Here is a 22,010-nt window from a genome sequence, read left to right as displayed (position 1 = left end):
CTGGCGGGCTTCGATACGAGAGCCGCTTTGGGGTGGAAGGCGGACGTTGTTCCACCAAACCGAAAAAGCTAGAATAGGTAAATGACAAAAATCAGTCGTCGGCAAGTTCTGGCTCTGCGTATCGGCGTTGCGCATTTTGTTGGGTTGTTAGTTGTCGGCTTTTACGGCACGATCGGAACGTCGGGCGGCTTCGGAGCGGGAGCATTCGTCGGAAGCTTTCTCGGCGCGATAATATCGCTTCCTTGGATCGCGGCGATCCTCGCAATCGTTTGGTTTAAAGCAGATGCTCTGGACCGACATATCATTCCATTTTGCATCATCGGACCGATAATTGTCTGCGGCAGTTGGTTGGCGATTGTTGGCACTAGCTTGCTCGATGCCGTTGCTTTGTCCTGTATCACGTCCAGCGTATGCGTGCTCACCCTGACCTTGTTTGAACGGCGCAAGATTCTCGCTGGCTGAACTTCTGCTATCGGTCGTGAGCGGATATCTAAATCCTCCCTGTGGCGAAGCCATGGGGAGGGGGACCGCCGCCGCAGGCGGTGGTGGAGGGGCCGCGAGATCGCGTCCTTCGCCCCTCCGTCAGCGCTGCGCGCTGCCACCTCCCCATGGCTTCGCCACAGGGAGGAGCGAGCGGCCGCAACCGGTCGAAAGCGGTCATTCGTGCCAATCCAGATCGAATGACCGGAAATGACCGAATCCAGCCCTCCGTGCACCCCGGCGAAAGCCGGGGTCCATTGCAGAAACACGCCGGGTTCGCGTCGGCCTTCTGGGCCCCGGCTTTCGCCGGGGTGCACATCTCCAACGCCCGCAACCGACCGTTTCCTAACCTTCGTCACCCCGGACCCGATCCGGGGGCCATTGCTGCAACGACGCGGCCATCACCCCCGGATCGCGGCCGGGGTGACGATGAAAGCCGTGTCGCCTTATGCCGCAGGGACGAATTCGCCGGCCAGCCGCAGCGCCTCGTCGGCGAACTCCTTCCGGCAGATCAGCAGGTCGGGCAGATAGGGATTTTCGCAATTGTAGACGAGCGGCGATCCGTCGGCGCGGCTGACGTGCAGCCCCGCCGCCGCCGCGACCGCCGCGGGGGCGCAATTGTCCCATTCATACTGGCCGCCGGTGTGGAGGTAGATGTCGGCCTCGCCGCGCACCACCGCCATCGCCTTGGCGCCGGCCGATCCCATGCCGAGCAGTTCGGCGCCCATCCTCTCCGCGACGAACACCGCCTCCGCGGCGGGGCGCGTGCGGCTGACCAGCATCTTCGGCGGCTGGTTCGCGGCTTCGAGCGGCCTCGGCGCGCCCGAGGTCAGCGTGATCCCCAGCCCCGGCAGCGCGACCGCGCCGACGACCGGGACGCCGTCGATCGCCAGCGCGACATGCACCGCCCAGTCGCTACGCCCCTCGCCATATTCGCGCGTGCCGTCGAGCGGATCGACGACCCACACGCGGCTGAACGAGCAGCGCGTCGCGCTGTCCTTTTCCTCTTCGGACAGGATCGCGTCGCCGGGACGCGCGGCGCGCAATTCGCGCATCAGCATCGCATTGGCGCGCTCGTCGCCCGCCTTGCCCAGCGCCTTGCCCTCAAATTCGCCCGCCGTGCGCAGGTCGAGCAGGATACGCCCCGCTTCTGTCGCCAGTCGCTCGGCCAGTTGTTCGTCGCTCTCGGTCATACTCATCCCAGCAAATGTTCCACGATCAGGTCCGCCGCCGCTTCGGGCGTCATCGCGGTGGTGTCGATCCGGATCTGCGGATTCTCGGGCGCCTCATAGGGGCTGTCGATCCCGGTGAAATTCTTGAGTTGCCCGGCGCGCGCCTTTTTGTAGAGGCCCTTGACGTCGCGCTTCTCGGCCTCGGCAAGCGGGGTATCGACGAAGATCTCGACGAACTCGCCCGCGGGCAGCATCGCGCGCACCATTTCGCGTTCGGCCTTGAACGGGCTGATGAACGCGGTGATCACGATCAGCCCCGCGTCGGTCATCAGCCGCGCGACCTCGCCGACGCGGCGGATATTCTCGATCCGGTCGGCCTCGGTGAAGCCCAGATCCTTGTTCAGCCCGTGGCGGACATTGTCGCCGTCGAGCAGGAAGGTGTGCCGGTTCATCCGGTGCAGCTTCTTTTCGACCAGATTGGCGATCGTCGACTTGCCCGACCCCGACAGGCCGGTGAACCACAGCACCGCAGGCTTCTGGTTCTTGAGGTTCGCGTGCGCCTCGCGGCTGATGTCGAGCGCCTGCCAGTGGACGTTCTGCGCGCGGCGCAGGCTGAAATGCAGCATGCCCGCCGCGACCGTCGCGTTGGTCAGCTTGTCGATCAGGATAAATCCGCCCAGCGTGCGGTTGGTGTCATAGGCTTCGAACACCACCGGCTTGTCGGTCGACAGTTCGGCGACGCCGATCGCGTTGAGCTCCAGCGTCTTCGCCGCCAGATGCTCCATCGTGTTGACATTGACCTGATATTTGGGCGCCTGCACCGTCGCCGACACCGTCTGCGTCGCCAGCTTCAGCCAATATGCGCGCCCCGGAATCATCGGTTCGTCGGCCATCCAGACCAGCGTCGATTCGAAGCGGTCGGCCACTTCGGGCGGCGCGTCGGCCACCGCGATCACATCGCCGCGCGAACAGTCGATCTCGTCGGCGAGGCAGATCGTCACCGACTGCCCGGCAACCGCTTCGTCAAGGTCTTGATCGAGCGTGACAATCCGGCTGACGGTCGAGGTCTTGCCGCTCGGCAGCACCCGCACCGCGTCACCCGGCCTGACCGATCCGCCCGCGATCAGCCCGGAAAATCCCCTGAAGTCAAGGTTCGGGCGATTAACCCATTGAACCGGCATGCGAAACGCCGCTTCGCCGTCACGCTCCGCGGCAACTTCGACAGCTTCCAGATGCTCGACCAGCGCCGGCCCCGTGTACCAGGGCGTGTTCGCCGACAGCGCGGTGATATTGTCGCCCTTGAACCCCGAAATCGGGATCGCGGTGAAGTGGGTGATGCCGATCTCGGTCGCGAAGGCGCGATAGCTCAGCAGGATGCGCTCGAACACCGCCTTGTCATAATCGACAAGGTCCATCTTGTTCACCGCCAGCACGATATGCCTGATGCCGATCAGGTGCGCCAGATAGCTGTGCCGCCGCGTCTGCGTCAGCACGCCCTTGCGCGCATCGACAAGGATCACCGCGAGGTCGGCGGTCGAGGCGCCTGTGACCATGTTGCGCGTATATTGTTCGTGCCCCGGTGTGTCGGCGACGATGAACTTGCGCTTTTCGGTGGTGAAGAAACGGTAGGCGACGTCGATCGTGATCCCCTGCTCGCGCTCGGCGGCAAGGCCGTCGACGAGCAGCGCGAAGTCGATCTCCTGCCCCTGCGTGCCGACCCGCTTGCTGTCGGCCTCGAGCGCGGCGAGCTGGTCCTCGAAGATCATCTTGCTGTCGTAGAGCAGCCGCCCGATCAGCGTCGACTTGCCGTCGTCGACCGATCCGCAGGTGATGAAGCGCAAGAGCGATTTCTGCTGATGCTGCGCCAGATAGGCGTCGATATCCTCGGCGATGAGCACGTCGGTGACGTAAACGGGGTCGGTCATCAGAAATACCCCTCCTGCTTCTTCTTTTCCATCGACGCGTCGCCGCCATCCTTGTCGATCGCGCGGCCCTGCCGCTCGCTGGTCGTCGTCAGCAGCATTTCCTGGATCACCTCGGACAAGGTGGCCGCCTCGCTCTCGACCGCCCCGGTGAGCGGATAGCAGCCGAGGGTGCGGAAGCGGATCGAGCGCTCGACCGGCACCTCGCCGGGCGCGAGCGGGAACCGCTCGTCGTCGACCATCAGGAGCAGGCCGTCGCGCACCACCGTCGGACGCGGCGCCGAGAAATAGAGCGGAACGATCGGGATATTCTCGCGCGCGATATATTGCCAGATGTCGAGCTCGGTCCAGTTCGAGATCGGAAAGACGCGGATGCTCTCGCCCTTCGCTTTCCTGGCATTGTAGAGATTCCACAGCTCGGGACGCTGCTTCTTCGGGTCCCAGCCATGGCTCGCGGTGCGGAAGGAGAAGATGCGCTCCTTGGCGCGGCTCTTTTCCTCGTCGCGCCGCGCGCCGCCGAACGCGACGTCGAAGCCGTGGAGGTCGAGCGCCTGCTTCAGCCCCTCGGTCTTCCACATGTCGGTGTGCAGCGGACCGTGGTCGAACGGGTTGATCCCGCGTTCCTTGGCCTCGGGATTCTGATAGACGATCAGCTCCATCCCGCTCTCGGCCGCCATGCGGTCGCGCAGCGCATACATGTCGCGGAACTTCCACGTCGTGTCGACGTGGAGCAGCGGGAATGGCGGAGGCGACGGGTAAAAGGCCTTGCGCGCCAGATGCAGCATCACCGCGCTATCCTTGCCGACGCTGTACAGCATCACGGGCTTGGCGGCATCGGCCATCACTTCGCGCATGATGTGGATGCTCTCGGCCTCCAGCCGGTCGAGATGCGTCAGGTCGGGCGAATTCTGCGGCGTGGGAGACGACAAGCTCCGATTCCTTTTAATTCCATGGCAGGAAAAGGCGGCATAGACGCCCATCCTGCGTAAAACATTCCCAAATGGGAGTCAGGCGGAAGACCATCCGCGCCGACCGGCCCTAGCCACTCGGCCTGCCGACAGGCAAGCAGTATGGGCTTTGCTGCAAAATAGTCTGGCTTGTGCATCCCCTTCAACTTGCGGCACCTTCCTGCTAGTCGCAAATCAACGAGTAAAGAGGACCCCATGCGCGCCACCCCCGATTTCGATTTCGCACTCGGCGACAATGCCGAGATGATCCGCGAGACCACCGCCCGCTTCGCCGACGAGAAGATCGCCCCGCTGGCCGCCAGAGCCGATGCCGAGGACTGGTTTCCGCGCGACGAGCTGTGGACGGCGATGGGCGAACTCGGGCTGCACGGCATCACGGTCGAAGAGGAATGGGGCGGGCTCGGGCTCGGCTATCTCGAGCATGTCATCGCGGTCGAGGAGGTGTCGCGGGCATCGGGCGCGATCGGGCTCAGCTATGGCGCACATTCGAACCTGTGCGTCAACCAGATCCGCCGCTGGGGCAATGCCGAGCAGAAGGCCAAATATCTTCCCAGGCTCATCTCGGGCGAACATGTCGGCAGCCTCGCCATGTCCGAGGCCGGCGCGGGCAGCGACGTCGTGTCGATGAAGCTCAAGGCCGAGAAGGTTCAGGGCGGCTATGTCCTCAACGGCACCAAATTCTGGATCACCAACGCGACCTGCGCCGATACGCTGGTCGTCTATGCCAAAACGTCGCCCGACGCGGGTTCGCGCGGCATCACCGCCTTCCTGATCGAAAAGGACATGCCGGGTTTTGCGATCGGGCAGAAGATCGACAAGGTCGGCATGCGCGGCTCGCCGACCGCCGAACTCGTCTTCACCGACTGCGAGGTTCCCGAAAGCCAGGTCATGGGGCCCGAGAACGGCGGCGTCGGCGTGCTGATGTCGGGGCTCGACTATGAACGCGTCGTGCTTGCGGGGCTCCAGCTCGGGATCATGCAGGCCTGCCTCGACACCGTCATTCCTTACGTGCGCGACCGCAAGCAGTTCGGCAAGGCGATCGGCGGCTTCCAGCTGATGCAAGCCAAGGTCGCCGACATGTATGTCGCGCTCCAGTCGGCGCGATCCTATGTCTACAACGTCGCCAAGGCCTGCGACGCCGGCCAGACGACGCGCTTCGACGCCGCGGGCTGCATCCTCCTCGCCAGCGAAAGCGCAGTGAAGGTCGCAGGCGAGGCGATCCAGGCCCTGGGCGGCGCGGGCTATACCAAGGACTGGCCGGTCGAACGCTACTGGCGCGATGCGAAGCTGCTCGACATCGGCGCCGGAACGAACGAAATCCGGCGCATGCTGATCGGCCGCGAACTGATAGGCGCGGCGGGTTGAACTGCGGCTTGTTGCAGGAAATTCAGCGATGGCAGATCAGATTTTCCCTTTCCCGGCCCCGGGCATCGCGCAACATGAGCTGGCCGGGATCGATCTTGACCGCCTTCCCCTGACGCCTCCGGATCCGCTCCGCGAATATTACCAGCCAATGGCGTCGGGGGCCTGGTCGCTGCGAAGCCTGCCGACGATCATCTGCATGGGATATTGGGGCCAATTGCAGATCGCTCAAGCCATTATCGTGCTGATGCGTGGTCAAAAAACATGGATGTCGACCGCGCCGATGGAAATCGAGAGCCAGCGGATCGGCGTCGATTTCGCGCGCGGACATGTCGTAATATATGGTCTCGGCATGGGCTGGACTACGGCGATGAGCGCGCTCAAGCCCGAGGTCGAGCAGGTTACCGTCGTCGAAATGGACGCCCAAGTGCTGGACCTGCACGCAAATCTCAAATTGTTCGATCGGCTACCCGACGGGGTGGGCTCAAAAGTGCGGATCGTCCATGCCGATGCGCTGGAATGGAAACCGGACAGCCATGTCGATTTGCTGATGCCCGACATATGGATCGATATGGTCAGCTGGGAGCGGGCCGAGGAAGTGCACGACATGCAGGCGAATGTCGGCGCCGACATGATCTATTTCTGGGGCCAGGAACTGGAACTGGCGCGCCATGCGGTGCGGCTGAACCGACCGCTGGACGACGCCGGGCTTGCCGCGACGGCCGCTCAATTCGACCTGCCACTGGTGGGACTCGACACCCCCGACTATGCCGCGCGCACCCGCGCAGCCGCGCGGGCGTGGATGAAGGGCCGCTGGCTGGAAGGAACGCTCGTGCCCGACGATTTGCGCAGCGCCGCCGATAACGTCGCCGTGGGCCAAATCTGACGCGACATTGCTCGATATCGGCGCGAGGAGGAACGAGATTGCGGCATGTCGAGGGGACGTGATCTGATAAGCGCGGGCTGACGCGCGAACCGTAGGGGGGATTATGGGGGCTAAAGACGCCGGGCCGGGCCGGACATGAACTGGTTGTGGCTCGCCGCCGCCGCGATGACGGCATCCGCCCTCACCCATTCGTTCCTAGGTGAGAAACGGCTGATCCAGCCGCTTCTCCGCATCAAGCGCGGCATCCTCGGCACCGACCTGCCGCGCCGGGTGTTCCGTTTCGCCTGGCATGCGATGGCGGTGCTGATGCTGCTGTCCGCCATCACCGTGGCCTGGCCCGATACCCCGCGCGGCCTGATCGTCGTCATCGGGATCGGCTGGCTGGGAACCGGACTGGTCAATGCGGCGTGTACCAAGGGCCGGCACATCATCTGGCCCTTCCTTGCCGGATCCGGCGTGCTGGCCCTGATCGGAGGATGGGCTTGAGCGACGCGCTGCTCACCACATTGCAATATTATGGCGCCGGCGCCGCCACGCTCGCGGCGCTGATCGTGTCGCTGAATCTCGGGCGGCGCTGGACCGGGTGGGCCTTCGTCGTCTTCGTCACCAGCAGCCTCGCACTGATCGCCTGGGGTTTCCTCCAGCCCGACAGCGAGGGCATCGGGTGGCAGAATATCGCGCTGCTGATCATCAACGCGATCGGCGTCTATCGCTATCTGATCCTGAAAGAAAAACCGGCGGGCCCGGCAAAGGAAAACGGGGCGGCCTGACCGCCCCGCCCTTCCTTAACCCCACACACGAACGCGTTTGTCGGGCGCGAGGTAGAGCTTGTCGCCTTCCTTGACGTCGAACGCCTTGTACCAGGCGTCGAGATTGCGGACGGTCAGCGCGCGGTACATGCCCGGCGCGTGGCCGTCGGTCGCGACACGCTGGCGCAGCGCCTCGGCGCGCATCTTGGTCGCCCAGGTCTGCGCATAGGCGATGAAGAAACGCTGGTCGCCCGTGAAGCCGTCGATCACCGGCGCTTCCTTGCCGCCCAGCGACGCGCGATAGGCGTCATAGGCCGCCTGCAGCCCCGCGACGTCGGCGATATTCTCGCCCAGCGTCAGCTTGCCATTGAGCGCGAGGTCGGGGAACGGCTTGTACCTATCGTACTGGGCCGCCAGCGCCGCGCCGGCTTCCTCGAACTTCTTGAGATCGGCGGGCGTCCACCAGTTGCGCAGGGCGCCGGTCGAATCGAACGCGGCGCCATTATTGTCGAAGCTGTGGCTGATCTCGTGCCCGATCACCGCGCCGATCGCGCCGTAATTATAGGCAGGATCGGCCTTGGCGTCGAAGAAGGGCGGCTGGAGGATCGCGGCGGGAAAGTTGAGCGCATTCTGCACCGGCAGGTTCACCGCATTCACCGTCTGCGGCACCATCCACCATTCGCCCTTGTCCATCGGCTTGCCAATCTTGGCGAGTTGGTGCGCGGTCTCGGCCTTTTCGCCCGCGACGACATTGGCATAGGGATCGGTCGCGCTGAGCGTATAGGCGCCATAGTCGCGCCAGGTGTCAGGATAGCCGACGCCGACGGCGATCGTCTCGACCTTGCGGATCGCTTCCTTCTTGGTCTCCGGCGCCATCCAGTCGATACCCTCGACCCGCTTGGCGAAGGCGGCCTTGATGTTCGTCACCATGTCGCCGACTTCGGCCTTTGCCGAGGCAGGGAAATATTTGTCAGCATAAGCCTTCCCCACCGCGTCGCCGAGATAGAGATCGATCGCGTCAAGCGCGCGCTTCTCGCGGCTGCGCTGCTGCGGCGTACCCGACAGGGTGGTGCCGTAAAAAGCGAAATGCGCGCTGTCGAGCGCCCCCGGGAGCACCTCGGTGTGGGTGTTGATCTGGTGAAAGGCGAGCCAGTCTTTCCACGCATCGAGCGGTTCCGACGCGACCAGCGCCGACAGGCCGGCAATCGCACGGGCATGATAGGCGCCGAACTTGGGTGCGCCGTCGAGCTTCGCCGCGCCGAAGAAAGCCGGCCAGTCGATCCCCGGCGCCTTTTTCGCGAAATCGGCCTGCGTCCAGACATCGGCCGATTTGGTGAAGTCCTCGCTCTGTTCGCGCGTCGCATGCGCGCGGGCGATCTTGACCTCGAGGTCATAGATGCGCTTCGCCCTGGTCGCGGCGTCGGGCTGTCCGGCCGCGGTCAGCAGCTTGGCGATATAGGCCTGATAGGCGGTGCGCAGGTCCGCCATCTTGGGATCGGCCGAAAGATAATATTCGCGCTCGGGCAGACCGAGTCCGCCCTGCAGCATATAGGGGATTACCTCGCCGGGGGTCGCGAGCCCCTGCGTTACGAAGACACCGAAGAGATTTTCGGTGTTATAGTCGGTTGCATTCAGCGGATCGACGTCGGCGCGAAGCTGCTCGCCGAGCACCTTCGACAGCGCCGCCTTGTCGCCGATCGCCGCGAAGCGCGCGAGATCGGCCGCCACGGGCTTCATGCCCGCGGTATCGATCGCCTTCACGTCCATGAAAGCCTTGTAGAAGGCAGCGATACGGCCTTCGTTGGTATCGGCCGCAGCATCGCCCTTGACGATCGCATCGATCAGTTCCCGGTTGCGCTTTTCGGTCTCGAGCTGCGCGACGTAAAAGGCGCCGATCGACGAGCGATCGGCCGGAATCGGCGTCGCCTTGTCCCAATTGCCGTTGGCATAGGCATAGAAATCGTCGCCCGGCTTGGCGGTCGCATCCATCGCCGCCTTGCTGATCCCGATTTCGGTGCCGACGGTGTAGCTCGCCTCCTTGTCGGCGCTGGTGCAGGCGACCGGACCGCCGAGGATCGCGGCGGTCGACAGGAGGATGGCGAGGACGGGATGTTTCATCGATCGAACCTAACTTGCTCAGAAAATATGCCGAAGCGATAGGCCTGTGTGCCGATGGTTTCAACGCCAACCATTTTCGGCCTGCGGCGCTTTCCAATCGACGAGCGACCGGCTACCCCCGGCCGGACAAAGGGAGAAACATGGACGTTATCGCAAGATTTCCGGCAACCGCGAACGGCCGCGCCACGCGCTGTGGCCGCACGCAAGGGGCCGCCGAATGAACAGCGCGAGCGCCCGCCCCGACCGCCAGCGCGGCTTTCTGGGTTTTGTCGAGCGCGCGGGCAATCTGCTGCCCGACCCGACGATCATCTTCATCTATCTGATCTTCATCCTGATGCTCGTCTCGGCGCTCGGCGCGGCGATGGGCTGGTCGGCGTCGCTGCCCTATCCGGGCGAAAAGGCGCCCGAGCATGCCGAGCTGGCGAACGGCGTGCTGACCTATCGCGCGTCGAGCCTCTTTTCCGAGGCGAATATCGCGCGGCTGTTCACCGAAATGCCGCGCACCTTTGCCGGCTTCGCGCCGCTCGGGCTGGTGCTGACGATCATGATGAGCGCCGCGGTCGCCGAGCGGTCGGGGCTGTTCTCGGCGCTGATCCGCCTGTCGCTGCGCAACGCGCACAAGGCCTTGCTGACCCCGATCGCCGCGGTGATCGGCATGGTATCGCACCACGCCTCCGACGCCGCCTATGTCGTGTTCATCCCGCTCGCGGCGATCATCTTCGCGGTCGCCGGGCGCCACCCGCTCGCCGGGCTCGCCGCCGCTTTCGCCGCGGTGTCGGGCGGCTATGCCGGCAATCTGATGCCCGGGCAGATCGACGTGCTGCTGCTCGGCTTCACCCAGGAAGCCGCGCGTATCGTCGAACCCGGCTGGACGATGAACCCGCTCGGCAACTGGTATTTCATCCTGGGGATCGTGGTCCTGTTCACCCCGATCATCTGGTGCGTAACCGACCGCATCGTCGAGCCGCGGCTCGGCGCCTGGAACGGCGTCGTCGATGCCGACCTGCGCGCCGACCTCGACAAGACCGAGGTGACGCCGGACGAACGCCAGGGCCTGCGCCGTGCCGGGCTTGCCGCGCTGCTGCTGATCGCCGGTTTCGCCGCGCTGGCGCTGTGGCCGGGCTATACCCCCTTCATCAACGAGGAGGCCGAGGGCACCGCCCGGCTCCAGCCGCTCTATGCCTCGCTGATCGCGGGCTTCTTCCTCCTCTTCCTGCTCACCGGCACCGCCTTTGGCCGCGCCGCGGGGACGGTGAAATCGGCCGCCGACGTGATGGACATGATGCAGCACGGCGTCCGCACCATGGCACCCTATCTGGTCTTCGTCTTCTTCGCCGCGCATTTCGTCGCGATGTTCAACTGGTCGCGGATCGGCCCGATCATCGCGATCAACGGCGCCGAGACCCTCGCCGAGCTGGCGCTGCCCGCCGCGCTGCTGCTGGTCAGCGTGCTGCTCCTCTCCTCCTTCCTCGACCTGTTCATCGGTTCGGCCTCGGCGAAGTGGAGCGCGCTGTCCCCGGTCGTGGTGCCGATGTTCATGCTGCTCGGCATCAGCCCCGAGATGACCACCGCGGCCTATCGCATGGGCGACAGCTACACCAATATCATGACCCCGCTGATGAGCTATTTCCCGCTGATCCTCGCGTTCAGCCAGCGGTGGGACAAGTCGATGGGGGTCGGCTCGCTGCTCGCGCTGATGCTGCCCTATGCACTGATTTTCATGGTCGCCGGCATATCGATGACGGTCGGTTGGGTCATGCTCGACCTGCCGCTCGGCCCCGGCGCGCAGGTCCATTACACCATTCCCGTGGAGAGCAATTGATGTCCGCTCCGGTCCTTTCGACCCAGTATAACCCCGACGACCCGCAGGTGCAGGCCCGCGCGGCGCACAATCGCGCGCTGCGCGACGCGCTCTACGCGCGCGTCGCCGAAGCCGGGCTCGGCGGCAACGCCAAGTCGCGCGAACGCCACACCAGCCGCGGCAAGCTGCTGCCGCGCGAGCGCGTCGAACGGCTGCTCGATCCGGGCTCGCCCTTTCTCGAGATCGGCCAGCTCGCCGCGTGCGACATGTACGAGGGTGAGGTTCCAGGCGCGGGCATGATCGCGGGCATTGGGCGCGTGTCGGGGCGGCAGGCGATGATCGTGTGCAACGACGCGACGGTGAAGGGCGGCACCTATTACCCGATGACGGTGAAGAAGCACCTGCGGGCGCAGGAGATCGCCGAGGCGAACCGCCTGCCGTGCATCTACCTCGTCGACAGCGGCGGCGCGAACCTGCCGCATCAGGACCAGGTCTTTCCCGACCGCGACCATTTCGGGCGCATCTTCTTCAACCAGGCGAATATGTCGGCGAAGCGTATCCCGCAGATTGCGTGCGTGATGGGAAGCTGTACCGCGGGCGGCGCTTATGTTCCCGCGATGAGCGACGAGACGGTGATCGTCCGCAACCAGGGCACGATCTTCCTTGCCGGCCCGCCGCTGGTCAAGGCCGCGACGGGCGAGGAGATCAGCGCCGAGGATCTGGGCGGCGGCGACCTGCACGCGAAGAAATCGGGCGTGGTCGACCACCTCGCCGAGAATGACGAGCATGCGCTGACGATCGTGCGCGACATCGTGTCGCACCTCGGCGCCGACGACGGCTTCGCGGTCGCGGTGAAGGAACCGCGTCCGCCCAGATATGATCCGGCAGAACTCTACGGCATCATCCCCGACGATGTCCGCGCGCCCTATGACGTGCACGAAGTAATCGCACGGATCATCGACGGCAGCGAGTTCCACGAGTTCAAGGCAAATTACGGCGCATCGCTGGTGTGCGGCTTCGCGCACATCTGGGGCATCCCCGTCGCGATCCTCGCCAACAATGGTGTGCTGTTCAGCGAGTCTGCGGTCAAGGGCGCGCATTTCATCGAGCTGGCGCAGCAGCGGCGCATTCCCCTGCTCTTCCTCCAGAATATCTCGGGCTTCATGGTCGGCGGCAAATATGAGGCCGAGGGCATTGCGAAGCATGGCGCAAAACTCGTCACCGCGGTCGCCACCGCGACCGTGCCGAAGATCACCGTGCTGATCGGCGGCAGCTTCGGTGCGGGCAATTACGGCATGTGCGGGCGCGCCTACAGCCCACGCTTCCTGTTCACCTGGCCCAATGCGCGGATCAGCGTGATGGGCGGCGAACAGGCGGCGTCGGTGCTGGCAACCGTTCACCGCGACGCCGACAAATGGACGCCCGAAGAGGCCGAAGCCTTCAAGGCGCCGATCCGCCAGAAATATGAGGATGAGGGCAATCCGTACCACGCCACTGCGCGCCTGTGGGACGATGGCATCATCGACCCCGCGCAGACACGCGACGTGCTGGGGCTGGCTTTCGCGGCAACGCTGAACGCGCCGGTCGAGGACCGCAGCTTCGGCGTGTTCCGGATGTGATGGCGATGTCCCGACCTTCAAAGCCGGTTCTTTACGCCCTGCTGCTCGGGTCGCTGGGCGCGATGTCGCCCGCCGCTCATGCCTCCGCCTTCACGCCCGCAACGCTAACCATCATCACCACCGACGGGACCAGTCGTGAAATCAGCGTTCGCAGCGCGCAGCAGCTCAAAAAAGCGATCCAGCCCTGTTTCGGCAAGGTTCAGTGCGAGGAAATCAGCGTCGAGACATGCGATCGATGCTTCATCACCGCCGAAGCCGTGCTTGGCGGCTATCTCGTGCAGTCACGATCGGGACCGCCCGGACCGCTCTATGACATCATCGACGACAGGCCCGGACGGCAGAACACCGCAACGTTCAGCCTGAAGGACCTGACGACCATTTTCGTCGACTATCTGACCGACAAGAAAAGCATTCCGCTGGCCTGGCGCGACACCGGACAGATTTGAAAGGCGCATTGGACAACATGATCACCTCCCTCCTCATCGCCAATCGTGGCGAGATCGCCTGCCGTATCATCCGCACCGCACGCGAGATGGGCATTCGCACCGTTGCGGTCTATTCGGACGCCGATGCCAGGGCATTGCATGTGCGCGAGGCCGACGAGGCGGTGCATATCGGGCCGTCGCCGGCGCGCGAATCCTATCTGATCGGCGAGAAGATCATCGCCGCCGCCAAGGCGACCGGCGCCGAGGCGATCCATCCGGGCTATGGCTTCCTGTCGGAAAATGCCGAATTTGCACAGGCGGTGGCGGACGCCGGGCTCATCTGGGTCGGGCCGAAACCTTCGTCGATCACGGCGATGGGTCTCAAGGACGCCGCCAAGAAGCTGATGGCCGAAGCCGGCGTGCCCGTGACGCCGGGCTATATGGGCGAGAATCAGGACCCCGCCTTCCTTGCCGAACAGGCGGCCGGGATCGGCTACCCGGTGCTGATCAAGGCCGTCGCGGGGGGTGGCGGCAAGGGGATGCGCAAGGTCGATGCCGCGGCCGACTTCGCTGACGCGCTCGCCTCGTGCCAGCGCGAGGCGGCTGCGTCGTTCGGCAACGATCATGTGCTGATCGAGAAATATATCCTGACCCCGCGCCATATCGAGGTGCAGGTGTTCGGCGACACGCACGGCAACGTCGTCCACCTGTTCGAGCGCGACTGCTCGCTCCAGCGCCGCCACCAGAAGGTGATCGAGGAAGCCCCTGCCCCCGGCATGGACGAAAAGACGCGCGCCAAGCTCTGCGCCGCCGCGGTCCGCGCCGCGAAGGCGGTCGATTATGTCGGCGCAGGCACGATCGAGTTCATCGCCGACGCGTCGGAGGGCCTGCGCGCCGACCGCATCTGGTTCATGGAAATGAACACGCGGCTGCAGGTCGAGCATCCGGTGACCGAAGAGATCACCGGCGTCGATCTCGTCGAATGGCAGCTGCGCGTTGCGTCGGGCGAGCCGATCCCGTTGACGCAGGAGCAGCTCGCGATCAACGGCTGGGCGATGGAAGCGCGGCTCTATGCCGAGGATCCCGCCAAGGGTTTCCTGCCGTCGATCGGCACGCTCGAGCTGTTCCAGCTTCCCGAGCACAGCGGCCGGGTCGACACCGGCGTCTATGAAGGCGCCGAGGTGTCGCCCTTCTATGACCCGATGATCGCCAAGGTCATCGCCTGGGGCGAAGACCGCGAGGAGGCGCGTGAGCTGTTGTCGGAGATGCTCGCCGACAGCGCGATCTGGCCGGTGAAGAGCAATTCGGCGTTCCTGATCAACGCGCTCGATCATCCCGATTTCGTCGCGGGCAGCGTCGACACCGGCCTCATCGGCCGCGACGGCGACAGCATGACCGCCGAGCCCGAACCGTCGGTGCAGGCGCTGACCAACGCAGCAATGGCGATGACGCCGCGTTCATTGCAAGCGGGCTTCCGCCTCAACGCGCCCGACGTACGCGTTGCGCCCTTCCTGCTCGACGGCAAGCGTGTCGAGGTGACGCTCCACGGCCCCGGCGCCGAACAACCGGCCCCCGCGATGCTCGTCGCGGAAAGCGGCTCGGTATGGCAGCTCATGCCTTGGCGCGCCGAAGGCGGCGCTGGCGGTGCGGGCGGCGACGGGGCGATCCTCTCGCCGATGCCGGGCAAGGTCATCGCGGTCGAGGTCGCGGCGGGCGACCGGGTAACCAAGGGGCAGAAATTGCTCACGCTCGAAGCGATGAAGATGGAACACAGCCTGACCGCGCCGTTCGACGGCGTCGTGGCCGAACTCAACGCGGTCGCCGGCGGACAGGTGCAGGTCGAGGCCTTGCTGGTGCGGATCGAGAAGGAAGAGTGATTTCCTTTCCCCGGTCGTGCTGAGCTTGTCGAAGCACCGTCCTTTCTTCTAATCTTGCAAGACAGAACAGCCCTTCGACAAGCTCAGGGCGAACGGAGTCCATATGGCCGGCAAATATTTCGACGAATGGACCATCGGCGACACGCTGACGCACGACATCCGCCGTACCGTCACCGAGACCGACAATCTGCTGTTCACGACGATGACGCACAATCCGCAGCCCCTGCACCTCGACATCGAGGCGGCGAAGGCGTCCGAGTTCGGGCAGATCCTCGTCAACGGCACCTTCACCTTCAGCCTGATGGTCGGACTGTCGGTGGGCGACACCACGCTCGGCACGCTGGTCGCGAACCTGGGGTACGACAAGCTCGTGATGCCGAAACCGGTATTCATCGGCGACACGCTTCGCGCCGAATCCGAGGTCATCGGTCTCAAGGAGTCCAAATCGCGGCCGAATGCGGGTATCGTGACCTTCCTCCACCGCGCGATCAACCAGCGCGATGAAATCGTCTGCCAGTGCGAACGCTCCGCGCTGCTCAAGAAGAAAGTCGCCTGATGCGCCTTCGCTCGCTCCTTTTCGTCCCCGGCGACCGCCCCGAACGCTTCGCCAAGGCCGCGGCGTCGGGCGCCGATGCAATCATCCTCGACCTCGAGGATTCGGTGTCGCCCGCCAACAAGGAAGCCGCGCGCCATGCGGTGGCCGACTATCTGGGCGGCGAGCGCGAGGTGATCACGCTGGTGCGCGTCAACCCGCTCGACGGGCATCTGACCGCCGCCGACGTCGCGGCGATCGTCGGTGCGCGGCCCGACGCGATCATGCTGCCCAAGGCCGAGGGCGCACCGAGCATCCAGCAACTCGACACGATCCTGCGCAGCGAATCGGCGGCCGATGCATCGCTCCCGGCGATCCTGCCGATCGCGACCGAGACCCCCGCGGCGATCTTCACGCTCGGCAGCTACCGCGACGTGAAGGACCGGCTGATCGGCCTCACCTGGGGCGCCGAAGACCTGCCTGCGGCGATCGGGGCGACGACGAGCCGCGAGGCCGACGGCCGCTATACCGAACCCTATCAGGTCGCGCGCGCGCTGACGCTTTTCGCCGCGCACGGCGCGGGCGTCGCCGCGATCGACACCGTGTTTCCCGCGATCAAGGACGAGGCCGGGCTCGCCGCCTATGCCGCGCGGGCTCGCCGCGACGGCTTTACGGGCATGATGGCGATCCATCCGTCGCAGGTCGCACCGATCAACGCGGCCTTCACCCCGGCCGCGGACGAAGTCGCGCAGGCGCAGGCGATCGTCGATGCCTTCGCCGCCAACCCGGGGGCGGGTGTGCTCCAGATCGACGGGAAGATGATCGACGCGCCGCACCTGAAGCAGGCACGGCATATCCTGTCGCTGGCGGATTGAACGTCCAGCTCCGGGCTCCGCTTGTGTCGGGGGTTTAGCCCGCATTCCGCCTGAAAGGCCGGTGCCGGCGCATCCACGCCTTGCCGCGATGCCAGTTCTTCCTCAGCCCGCGTTCGGGGATATTCTCGAACATCGCATCGGGGCTTTCGGGATCGAGCAGCTCATGCTCGGCGATATATTGATCGAACGGCCCCGGTTCGATCAGATCGAGGCGTTCGAGCGAGCGGCCGTCGCCGCGCAGCGCCTCGATCGCGTCGATCAGCGAGCCGGTCGCTTCATATTGCCGGCCCACCGCCACCGGCTCGACGCCCAGATGTTCGGCGATCAGCGATTCGCGTAGCCGCCTGATCGTCGGCTCGACCCCGGTGTTGGCCGGCAGGGCGGCGTCGATCGTGACATCGCATTCGCTGTCGAGCCCCATCGAGCGATTGTTGAGGTTCGCCGATCCGACGCGGATCAGGCGATCGTCGACGATCGCGGTCTTGGCGTGGACATAGATGGCCTCGCCCTCCGCTGTATGCGGGACATAGACGCACAGGCGATTGCCGTGTCTGGCCTTCGCGACCGCACGCACCAGTTGCACCCGCGCGGCATCCATCGCCATCTGTTCGAGCCAGCCGTCGGCTTGCCTGGGCATCACCATGACGAATTCGGGCGGATCATCCTCGTCCAGCCGCTCGGCGATCGCCGCCGCGATCTTGGCCGAGGTGAAATACTGGTTTTCGAAATAGATGAAGCGATCCGCCGCGGCGATCATGTCGAGATAGAGCTGTTCGATCTCGCGGACTTCCGCATAGCCGCCATATTCCGCACGGGTCCGCGAGATGGCGACATCGACGCCGAAGAAATCGGGCTCCAGTCCCTCGGGCCAATTCTCGCCGTCGCCCTTCACCTCACGCAACGGCTTCTTCGTCGCGCGCTGCCAGCGCTCGTTTCCGAGTTCGGCCAGCGCGCCGCCCACCGCGCCCGCCAGAATCATCGTCGAGTCATGCCACGGCATATAGGCTTTGCCGTCGGGGCCGGTGCGGCGCGCATCGCCGTCCAGATGATCGCGCGTATCCCAGCGCTGGGCCGCAACGTCGATGCCGCCGCACACGGCGAGATGATCGTCGAACACCGCCACCTTCTGATGGTGGCTGCATCCGAAGGGATGCGCGCTGTCCATCCGAAAGCTGATCGCGCGCGTCACCTTCCAGCGCAGGATCATCGCGACGATGGCGGGCGAAAGATATTGTTTCAGCCCGCCGAAATTCCAGCGGAGGATGTCGATATCGCGTTTCGGGCGCTCGTGCGCGAGCCGGAGCAGAAAATGGCCCAGCGCCTCGCCCTTCCCCTCCGCGTCGGGACAAAGTGCGATGCGCGGGTCGAAATCCCATCCGATCAGCAGGATGCGCTCCCTCGCGCCCTCCATCAGATCCTTGAGCAGCGCAAAATAGTCGCACGCATCGACGATCATCCGTGCCTTGTCGGCGCGTTCGATCCGCCAGCAGTTGCGGCCCTCGACAACGATCGGGGTGAGTTCGCCCTCGCTCATGCCCGCTGAGACGCGCCGCGGCAGATTTGGTTGCGGGTCGCCCGTGCCGGATCCCAAAATGCCCTTAAGGAGAAAAAAGATACGGACGCACGCATCCGGAATGTCTCCTTTGTCGCTTCAGGCGGGGAGCAACGAGGTCGCGTTGAACGGCGATTCTGCGGTGTTGGCGACCTTGTCATCGCGCAGGGTAGATCATGCCGGGATTTATTAGGAAAGGACTATTTGCCAGGCCGGTTGAACCGCGGGTTTCGGGCGAACGCAGGCACAATCCTCCTTGTGGCGAAGCCATGGGGGGGTAGCGGAGGGGCAAGGACGCGACGTCGCAGCCCCTCCACCCTCATTCGCTGCGCGAACGCTCCCCCTCCCCGTCGCTACGCGACAGGGAGGATATTTCCGGTCGGGCGCCGCCGTCAGGCCGCGTGGAATTGTTCCGGGCTGAGCGCCATCATCGCGTCGCTTCCGGCCTCGATCTTGCGGCGCAGCGCACCGGCATCGGGCATGAAGCGTTCGCCGAAATGGCGCGCCGTGACCAGCTTCGCTTCGAGGAAAGCCTTGTTGCCGCGCCCCTCGTCGAGTGCCTTTTGCGCCGCCTCGGCCATGCGCAGCCACATCAGGCCCAGCGCGACGATGCCGGTGAGGTGCATATAGTGATGCGCGCCCGCGCCGACATTGTTGGGATTGGTCATGCCGTTTGCCATGAACCACATCGTCGCCGCCTTGAGTTCGCCGTTCGCCTTTTCGAGGCGTCCCGCGAGGTCGGCGAAGGCGGGCTTGTCCCTGGCCGCCGCGGCTTCGCCGTCGACGACCGCAAAAAAGGCCTGGATCGCGCGGCCGCCATTCTGGGCCAGCTTGCGACCGACAAGATCCATCGCCTGGACGCCGTTCGCGCCTTCGTAGATCATCGTGATGCGGGCATCGCGGACATATTGGCTCATGCCCTGTTCCTCGATGTAGCCGTGGCCCCCGAAGACCTGCTGCGCGTTGGTCGCGACGTCGTAGCCCTTGTCGGTGCCATAGCCCTTGATGACGGGCGTGAGCAGGCTGACAAGGTCGTCGGCCTGTTGCCGCGCTTCCTCGGTCTCGGCGACGTGCGCGAGATCGACCTGAAGCGCGCCCCAGACGCAGAGCGCACGCAGCCCTTCGACGGTCGCCTTGGCATCCATCAGCATGCGGCGCACATCGGGGTGGACGAACAGCGGATCGGCCTTTTCCTGCGGATCCTGCGGCCCGGTCAGCGCGCGGCCCTGCCGGCGGTCCTGGGCATATTGAACGGCGTTCTGGAAAGCGATGTCGGCCTGCCCCAGCCCCTGGATGCCGACGCCGAGGCGCGCGGCGTTCATCATGATGAACATCGCGGCGAGCCCCTTGTTCTCCTCGCCGACCATCCAGCCCTTCGCGCCGTCGTAGTTCATCACGCAGGTCGCGTTGGCGTGGATGCCCATCTTGTGCTCGATCGATCCGCACGACAGCGTGTTGCGTTCGCCGGGCGTACCGTCGTCGTTGAGGATGAACTTGGGCACGATGAACAGCGAGATGCCCTTGACGCTGTCGGGTGCGTCGGGGGTCTTGGCGAGAACGAGATGAATGATGTTCTCGGCCAGGTCGTGCTCGCCCGACGAGATGAAGATCTTGGTGCCCGTCACCGCATAGCTGCCGTCGCCGTTCGGAACCGCGCGGGTGCGGATGAGGCCGAGGTCGGTGCCGCAATGCGGCTCGGTCAGGTTCATCGTGCCGGTCCATTCGCCCGACACCATCCTGGGCACATAGGCCGCCTTCTGCTCGTCCGATCCCTTGACGAGGATCGCGGCGGTCGCGCCGCTCGACAGGCCGGGATACATCGCAAAGGCCTGGTTGGCGGCGTTGCGATATTCCTCGACCGGAAAGCCGATCACGTGCGGCAGTCCCTGACCGCCGAATTCCTCGGGCGCGGTCAGCAGCCCCCAACCGGCGTCGCAATAGGCCTTATAGGCTTCCTTGAAGCCCGCCGGGGTCGTCACCGACCCATCCTCGTGGCGGGTGCAGCCTTCCTGATCGCCCGAATAGTTGATCGGGAAGAGCACTTCCTCGCAGAATTTTCCCGCCTCGCTCAGCACCGCCTCGACCATGTCGGGGGTCGCGTTGGCGAAACCGGGCAGATTGGCGTAGCGCTCGATGCCGAGCACGTCGTTGAGGAGAAAGAGCGTGTCCTGCACGGGAGCGCGATAGACGGGCATGGGGTATCCTTTTGAGAAGCGGGGTCCAGCAATCGATCTTTGCCTGGGGAGAGGCTCAGCCGGCTTCGTGGCCGGCATCGACTTCCTTCACCATATCGATGAAGCGTGACAGCTCATCTACAGCGCTGTCAATATCGTCGCGCTGACGGCGCAGCAAGGCAATGCGTTGCTGGCACTTTTCGATCGTCACCTGCCGTTGAAGCTTGCGGTTGTCGCCGACGTCGTACAGGTCGATCATCTCGCGAATGTCGGCGAGGCTGAATCCCGTGCGCTTGGCGCGCAATATCCAGGCCAGCCGCGCGCGATCGCGCTTCGAATAGATGCGCGACAGGCCCTTGCGCGAAGGGCTGATCAGCCCCTCGTCCTCGTAGAAACGGAGCGCGCGCGCGGTGACGCCGAACTCGGTGGACAGGTCGGTGATGCTATACTGCTCGCGCCCCAGATGATCGGGCGTGTCGATATGGGCGTGGCCGTAATCGTCGGTCATGGCGGACAGGATTAGTTTCCGTTGACGTGAACGTCAAGGCCGCCGGTTTTGCGGAATCCGCCCCGATCAGCTTCCGCAGGGCGTCGCCATATTGCCGTCCTTGTCCTTCATCTGCAAGTGTCTTGCATCGGCCGCAGCCCAGCTCGCGCGCGGCAGGCGCAGTCCCGACAACGACGCCCGGTTCGGACACAGCTTCTCGCACTGCGGCGGCAGGCGCCCGGGCAGGCGCAATTCGTCCTCGTCTTCGTGCACCACGGCGCTGCACCCTTCGGCACCGGCGAAATCGAGCCGCCACCCCTGCCCCTCGCGCACCGCGCTGCCGCGCGCCTCGCACGACAGGCCGGGGCCGTAGGATGCGGTCAGCGCAAAGCGCCAGCGCCCCGCCCCGTCGGGCACGACGCACATCGCATCGCGGCCGATGTCGTGCCGCCGCTCGAACACCCCGGTGAGATCGGCGGATTCGGAGCGGACGATACCGCGCTCGCGCGCCGCCAGTTCGAGCGGATTGTCCTCGTCGACCGCCTTCGCCTCGGGCGCGGGGCGTCCGCAACCGGCGAGCAGCAGGATGAGCAGCGCCGCGCTAGCCCTGCGCATCGTCGGCCAGAAAGGTCAGCGTCCCGTCGGCCTCGATACGGCGATAGAAGCACGACCGGCGCCCGGTATGGCACGCGGGGCCCGCGGGCCGCACGCGCAGCAGCAGCGCGTCCTGGTCGCAATCCACACGCATCTCGGTCACGCTCAGCCCGTTCCCCGATGTCTCGCCCTTGCGCCACAGCGACTGGCGCGACCGCGACCAGAAATGCGCCTGCCCCGTTTCCTGCGTCAGCCGGATCGCCGCGTCGTTCATATGCGCGACCATCAGCAGGATCGACGTCTCCGCATCGACGACGATGGCGGTGACGAGACCCGCGGCGTCGAAACGCGGGTCGAAACGGTCGGAACTGTCGCGCGGATCGGTCATGCCCGACGCCTTAAACCAGCCGCGACGCC

At 65.1% G+C, this 22,010-nt stretch carries 20 protein-coding genes; 11 read left to right on the top strand and 9 right to left on the bottom strand.

All coding sequences use genetic code 11. From position 1 onward, the window contains the following. The first annotated feature begins 81 nt into the window (after positions 1 to 81). Positions 82 to 462, top strand: coding sequence for a hypothetical protein (locus EAO27_RS07315; protein WP_242778919.1), 381 nt, complete (start codon positions 82 to 84; stop codon positions 460 to 462). A 464-nt stretch (positions 463 to 926) separates the two neighbouring features. Here the strand turns inward: EAO27_RS07315 and EAO27_RS07310 are convergent, their stop codons facing one another. From EAO27_RS07310 to cysD, 3 genes are read right to left on the bottom strand one after another with little or no spacing between them, the layout of a single operon-like run. Next, positions 927 to 1,673, bottom strand: a complete 747-nt coding sequence (locus tag EAO27_RS07310) for a 3'(2'),5'-bisphosphate nucleotidase CysQ (RefSeq protein WP_278190157.1) — start codon at positions 1,671 to 1,673, stop codon at positions 927 to 929. A 2-nt stretch (positions 1,674 to 1,675) separates the two neighbouring features. Then, complete coding sequence (gene cysN, locus EAO27_RS07305; protein WP_242778913.1) at positions 1,676 to 3,577, bottom strand: sulfate adenylyltransferase subunit CysN; 1,902 nt, start codon at positions 3,575 to 3,577, stop codon at positions 1,676 to 1,678. Beyond that, positions 3,577 to 4,503, bottom strand: coding sequence for a sulfate adenylyltransferase subunit CysD (cysD, locus tag EAO27_RS07300; RefSeq protein WP_278190136.1), 927 nt, complete (start codon positions 4,501 to 4,503; stop codon positions 3,577 to 3,579). The genes cysN and cysD overlap by 1 nt, the downstream gene beginning before the upstream one ends. A 234-nt stretch (positions 4,504 to 4,737) precedes the next feature. Here cysD and EAO27_RS07295 point away from each other — a divergent pair, with 234 nt between their 5' ends. From EAO27_RS07295 to EAO27_RS07280, 4 genes are all read left to right on the top strand, one after another. Continuing rightward, positions 4,738 to 5,907, top strand: a complete 1,170-nt coding sequence (locus EAO27_RS07295) for an isovaleryl-CoA dehydrogenase (protein ID WP_242778909.1) — start codon at positions 4,738 to 4,740, stop codon at positions 5,905 to 5,907. Between the two features lie 28 nt (positions 5,908 to 5,935). Then, positions 5,936 to 6,790, top strand: coding sequence for a hypothetical protein (locus tag EAO27_RS07290; protein WP_242778906.1), 855 nt, complete (start codon positions 5,936 to 5,938; stop codon positions 6,788 to 6,790). A 135-nt stretch (positions 6,791 to 6,925) separates the two neighbouring features. Next, complete coding sequence (locus EAO27_RS07285) at positions 6,926 to 7,276, top strand: hypothetical protein (protein WP_242778903.1); 351 nt, start codon at positions 6,926 to 6,928, stop codon at positions 7,274 to 7,276. Beyond that, complete coding sequence (locus tag EAO27_RS07280; protein ID WP_242778900.1) at positions 7,273 to 7,560, top strand: hypothetical protein; 288 nt, start codon at positions 7,273 to 7,275, stop codon at positions 7,558 to 7,560. The genes EAO27_RS07285 and EAO27_RS07280 overlap by 4 nt, the downstream gene beginning before the upstream one ends. 15 nt (positions 7,561 to 7,575) lie before the next feature. Here the strand turns inward: EAO27_RS07280 and EAO27_RS07275 are convergent, their stop codons facing one another. Then, the gene (locus tag EAO27_RS07275; protein WP_242778897.1) at positions 7,576 to 9,657 is read right to left on the bottom strand and encodes a M13 family metallopeptidase; all 2,082 of its coding nucleotides are present in this window, start codon (positions 9,655 to 9,657) and stop codon (positions 7,576 to 7,578) included. 217 nt (positions 9,658 to 9,874) lie between these two features. On the opposite strand from EAO27_RS07275, the gene EAO27_RS07270 reads away from it, so the two are divergent. The 6 genes from EAO27_RS07270 (at position 9,875) to EAO27_RS07245 (ending at position 16,786) form a co-directional block, all read left to right on the top strand. Next, complete coding sequence (locus EAO27_RS07270; RefSeq protein ID WP_242778894.1) at positions 9,875 to 11,479, top strand: AbgT family transporter; 1,605 nt, start codon at positions 9,875 to 9,877, stop codon at positions 11,477 to 11,479. Further along, positions 11,479 to 13,077 (top strand): carboxyl transferase domain-containing protein, encoded by a 1,599-nt coding sequence (locus tag EAO27_RS07265; RefSeq protein WP_242778891.1) that lies wholly within the window; start codon positions 11,479 to 11,481, stop codon positions 13,075 to 13,077. Before EAO27_RS07270 ends, EAO27_RS07265 begins: the two co-directional genes overlap by 1 nt. After that, on the top strand, positions 13,074 to 13,523 hold the full coding sequence (locus EAO27_RS07260) for a hypothetical protein (protein WP_242778888.1): 450 nt from the start codon (positions 13,074 to 13,076) through the stop codon (positions 13,521 to 13,523). Before EAO27_RS07265 ends, EAO27_RS07260 begins: the two co-directional genes overlap by 4 nt. 17 nt (positions 13,524 to 13,540) lie before the next feature. After that, the gene (locus EAO27_RS07255) at positions 13,541 to 15,379 is read left to right on the top strand and encodes an acetyl/propionyl/methylcrotonyl-CoA carboxylase subunit alpha (RefSeq protein WP_242778885.1); all 1,839 of its coding nucleotides are present in this window, start codon (positions 13,541 to 13,543) and stop codon (positions 15,377 to 15,379) included. Positions 15,380 to 15,482: 103 nt separating this feature from the next. Further along, entirely contained in the window at positions 15,483 to 15,935 is a 453-nt protein-coding gene (locus EAO27_RS07250) for a MaoC family dehydratase (RefSeq protein ID WP_242778882.1), read from the top strand. Further along, entirely contained in the window at positions 15,935 to 16,786 is an 852-nt protein-coding gene (locus EAO27_RS07245; RefSeq protein ID WP_242778879.1) for a CoA ester lyase, read from the top strand. The genes EAO27_RS07250 and EAO27_RS07245 overlap by 1 nt, the downstream gene beginning before the upstream one ends. 34 nt (positions 16,787 to 16,820) lie before the next feature. On the opposite strand, the gene EAO27_RS07240 is transcribed toward EAO27_RS07245, so the two are convergent. The 5 genes from EAO27_RS07240 to hisI all read right to left on the bottom strand — a co-directional run bounded on the left by EAO27_RS07240 (position 16,821) and on the right by hisI (position 21,981). Next, positions 16,821 to 18,320, bottom strand: a complete 1,500-nt coding sequence (locus EAO27_RS07240) for a phospholipase D-like domain-containing protein (RefSeq protein WP_242778876.1) — start codon at positions 18,318 to 18,320, stop codon at positions 16,821 to 16,823. A 410-nt stretch (positions 18,321 to 18,730) separates the two neighbouring features. Beyond that, positions 18,731 to 20,533, bottom strand: coding sequence for an acyl-CoA dehydrogenase C-terminal domain-containing protein (locus EAO27_RS07235; protein WP_242778873.1), 1,803 nt, complete (start codon positions 20,531 to 20,533; stop codon positions 18,731 to 18,733). Between the two features lie 55 nt (positions 20,534 to 20,588). Further along, positions 20,589 to 21,020 carry a MerR family DNA-binding transcriptional regulator gene (locus EAO27_RS07230; protein WP_242778870.1) on the bottom strand — a complete coding sequence of 144 codons (432 nt, stop codon included), beginning with the start codon at positions 21,018 to 21,020 and terminating at the stop codon, positions 20,589 to 20,591. 66 nt (positions 21,021 to 21,086) lie between these two features. Continuing rightward, positions 21,087 to 21,614 (bottom strand): hypothetical protein, encoded by a 528-nt coding sequence (locus tag EAO27_RS07225; RefSeq protein WP_242778867.1) that lies wholly within the window; start codon positions 21,612 to 21,614, stop codon positions 21,087 to 21,089. Next, positions 21,601 to 21,981 (bottom strand): phosphoribosyl-AMP cyclohydrolase, encoded by a 381-nt coding sequence (gene hisI, locus EAO27_RS07220; RefSeq protein WP_242778864.1) that lies wholly within the window; start codon positions 21,979 to 21,981, stop codon positions 21,601 to 21,603. Before hisI ends, EAO27_RS07225 begins: the two co-directional genes overlap by 14 nt. Positions 21,982 to 22,010 lie beyond the last annotated feature (29 nt).

It is taken from the genome of Sphingopyxis sp. YF1, from assembly GCF_022701295.1.
Classification (GTDB): domain Bacteria; phylum Pseudomonadota; class Alphaproteobacteria; order Sphingomonadales; family Sphingomonadaceae; genus Sphingopyxis.
The sequence above is the reverse complement of the archived record's forward strand: the minus strand, read 5'-3'. Positions and strand labels throughout refer to the sequence as shown.

Excerpts from the sequence above, each read along its gene's own strand:
- EAO27_RS07245 (WP_242778879.1), top strand. The coding sequence starts at position 15,935 with ATGCGCCTTCGCTCGCTCCTTTTCGTCCCCGGCGACCGCCCCGAACGC.
- EAO27_RS07225 (WP_242778867.1), bottom strand. The coding sequence starts at position 21,614 with ATGCGCAGGGCTAGCGCGGCGCTGCTCATCCTGCTGCTCGCCGGTTGC.
- EAO27_RS07270 (WP_242778894.1), top strand. The coding sequence starts at position 9,875 with ATGAACAGCGCGAGCGCCCGCCCCGACCGCCAGCGCGGCTTTCTGGGT.
- EAO27_RS07250 (WP_242778882.1), top strand. The coding sequence starts at position 15,483 with ATGGCCGGCAAATATTTCGACGAATGGACCATCGGCGACACGCTGACG.
- EAO27_RS07285 (WP_242778903.1), top strand. The coding sequence starts at position 6,926 with ATGAACTGGTTGTGGCTCGCCGCCGCCGCGATGACGGCATCCGCCCTC.
- EAO27_RS07265 (WP_242778891.1), top strand. The coding sequence starts at position 11,479 with ATGTCCGCTCCGGTCCTTTCGACCCAGTATAACCCCGACGACCCGCAG.
- EAO27_RS07235 (WP_242778873.1), bottom strand. The coding sequence starts at position 20,533 with ATGCCCGTCTATCGCGCTCCCGTGCAGGACACGCTCTTTCTCCTCAAC.
- EAO27_RS07230 (WP_242778870.1), bottom strand. The coding sequence starts at position 21,020 with ATGACCGACGATTACGGCCACGCCCATATCGACACGCCCGATCATCTG.
- EAO27_RS07315 (WP_242778919.1), top strand. The coding sequence starts at position 82 with ATGACAAAAATCAGTCGTCGGCAAGTTCTGGCTCTGCGTATCGGCGTT.
- EAO27_RS07290 (WP_242778906.1), top strand. The coding sequence starts at position 5,936 with ATGGCAGATCAGATTTTCCCTTTCCCGGCCCCGGGCATCGCGCAACAT.
- EAO27_RS07275 (WP_242778897.1), bottom strand. The coding sequence starts at position 9,657 with ATGAAACATCCCGTCCTCGCCATCCTCCTGTCGACCGCCGCGATCCTC.
- EAO27_RS07310 (WP_278190157.1), bottom strand. The coding sequence starts at position 1,673 with ATGACCGAGAGCGACGAACAACTGGCCGAGCGACTGGCGACAGAAGCG.
- cysN (WP_242778913.1), bottom strand. The coding sequence starts at position 3,577 with ATGACCGACCCCGTTTACGTCACCGACGTGCTCATCGCCGAGGATATC.
- EAO27_RS07255 (WP_242778885.1), top strand. The coding sequence starts at position 13,541 with ATGATCACCTCCCTCCTCATCGCCAATCGTGGCGAGATCGCCTGCCGT.
- EAO27_RS07240 (WP_242778876.1), bottom strand. The coding sequence starts at position 18,320 with ATGAGCGAGGGCGAACTCACCCCGATCGTTGTCGAGGGCCGCAACTGC.
- hisI (WP_242778864.1), bottom strand. The coding sequence starts at position 21,981 with ATGACCGATCCGCGCGACAGTTCCGACCGTTTCGACCCGCGTTTCGAC.
- EAO27_RS07295 (WP_242778909.1), top strand. The coding sequence starts at position 4,738 with ATGCGCGCCACCCCCGATTTCGATTTCGCACTCGGCGACAATGCCGAG.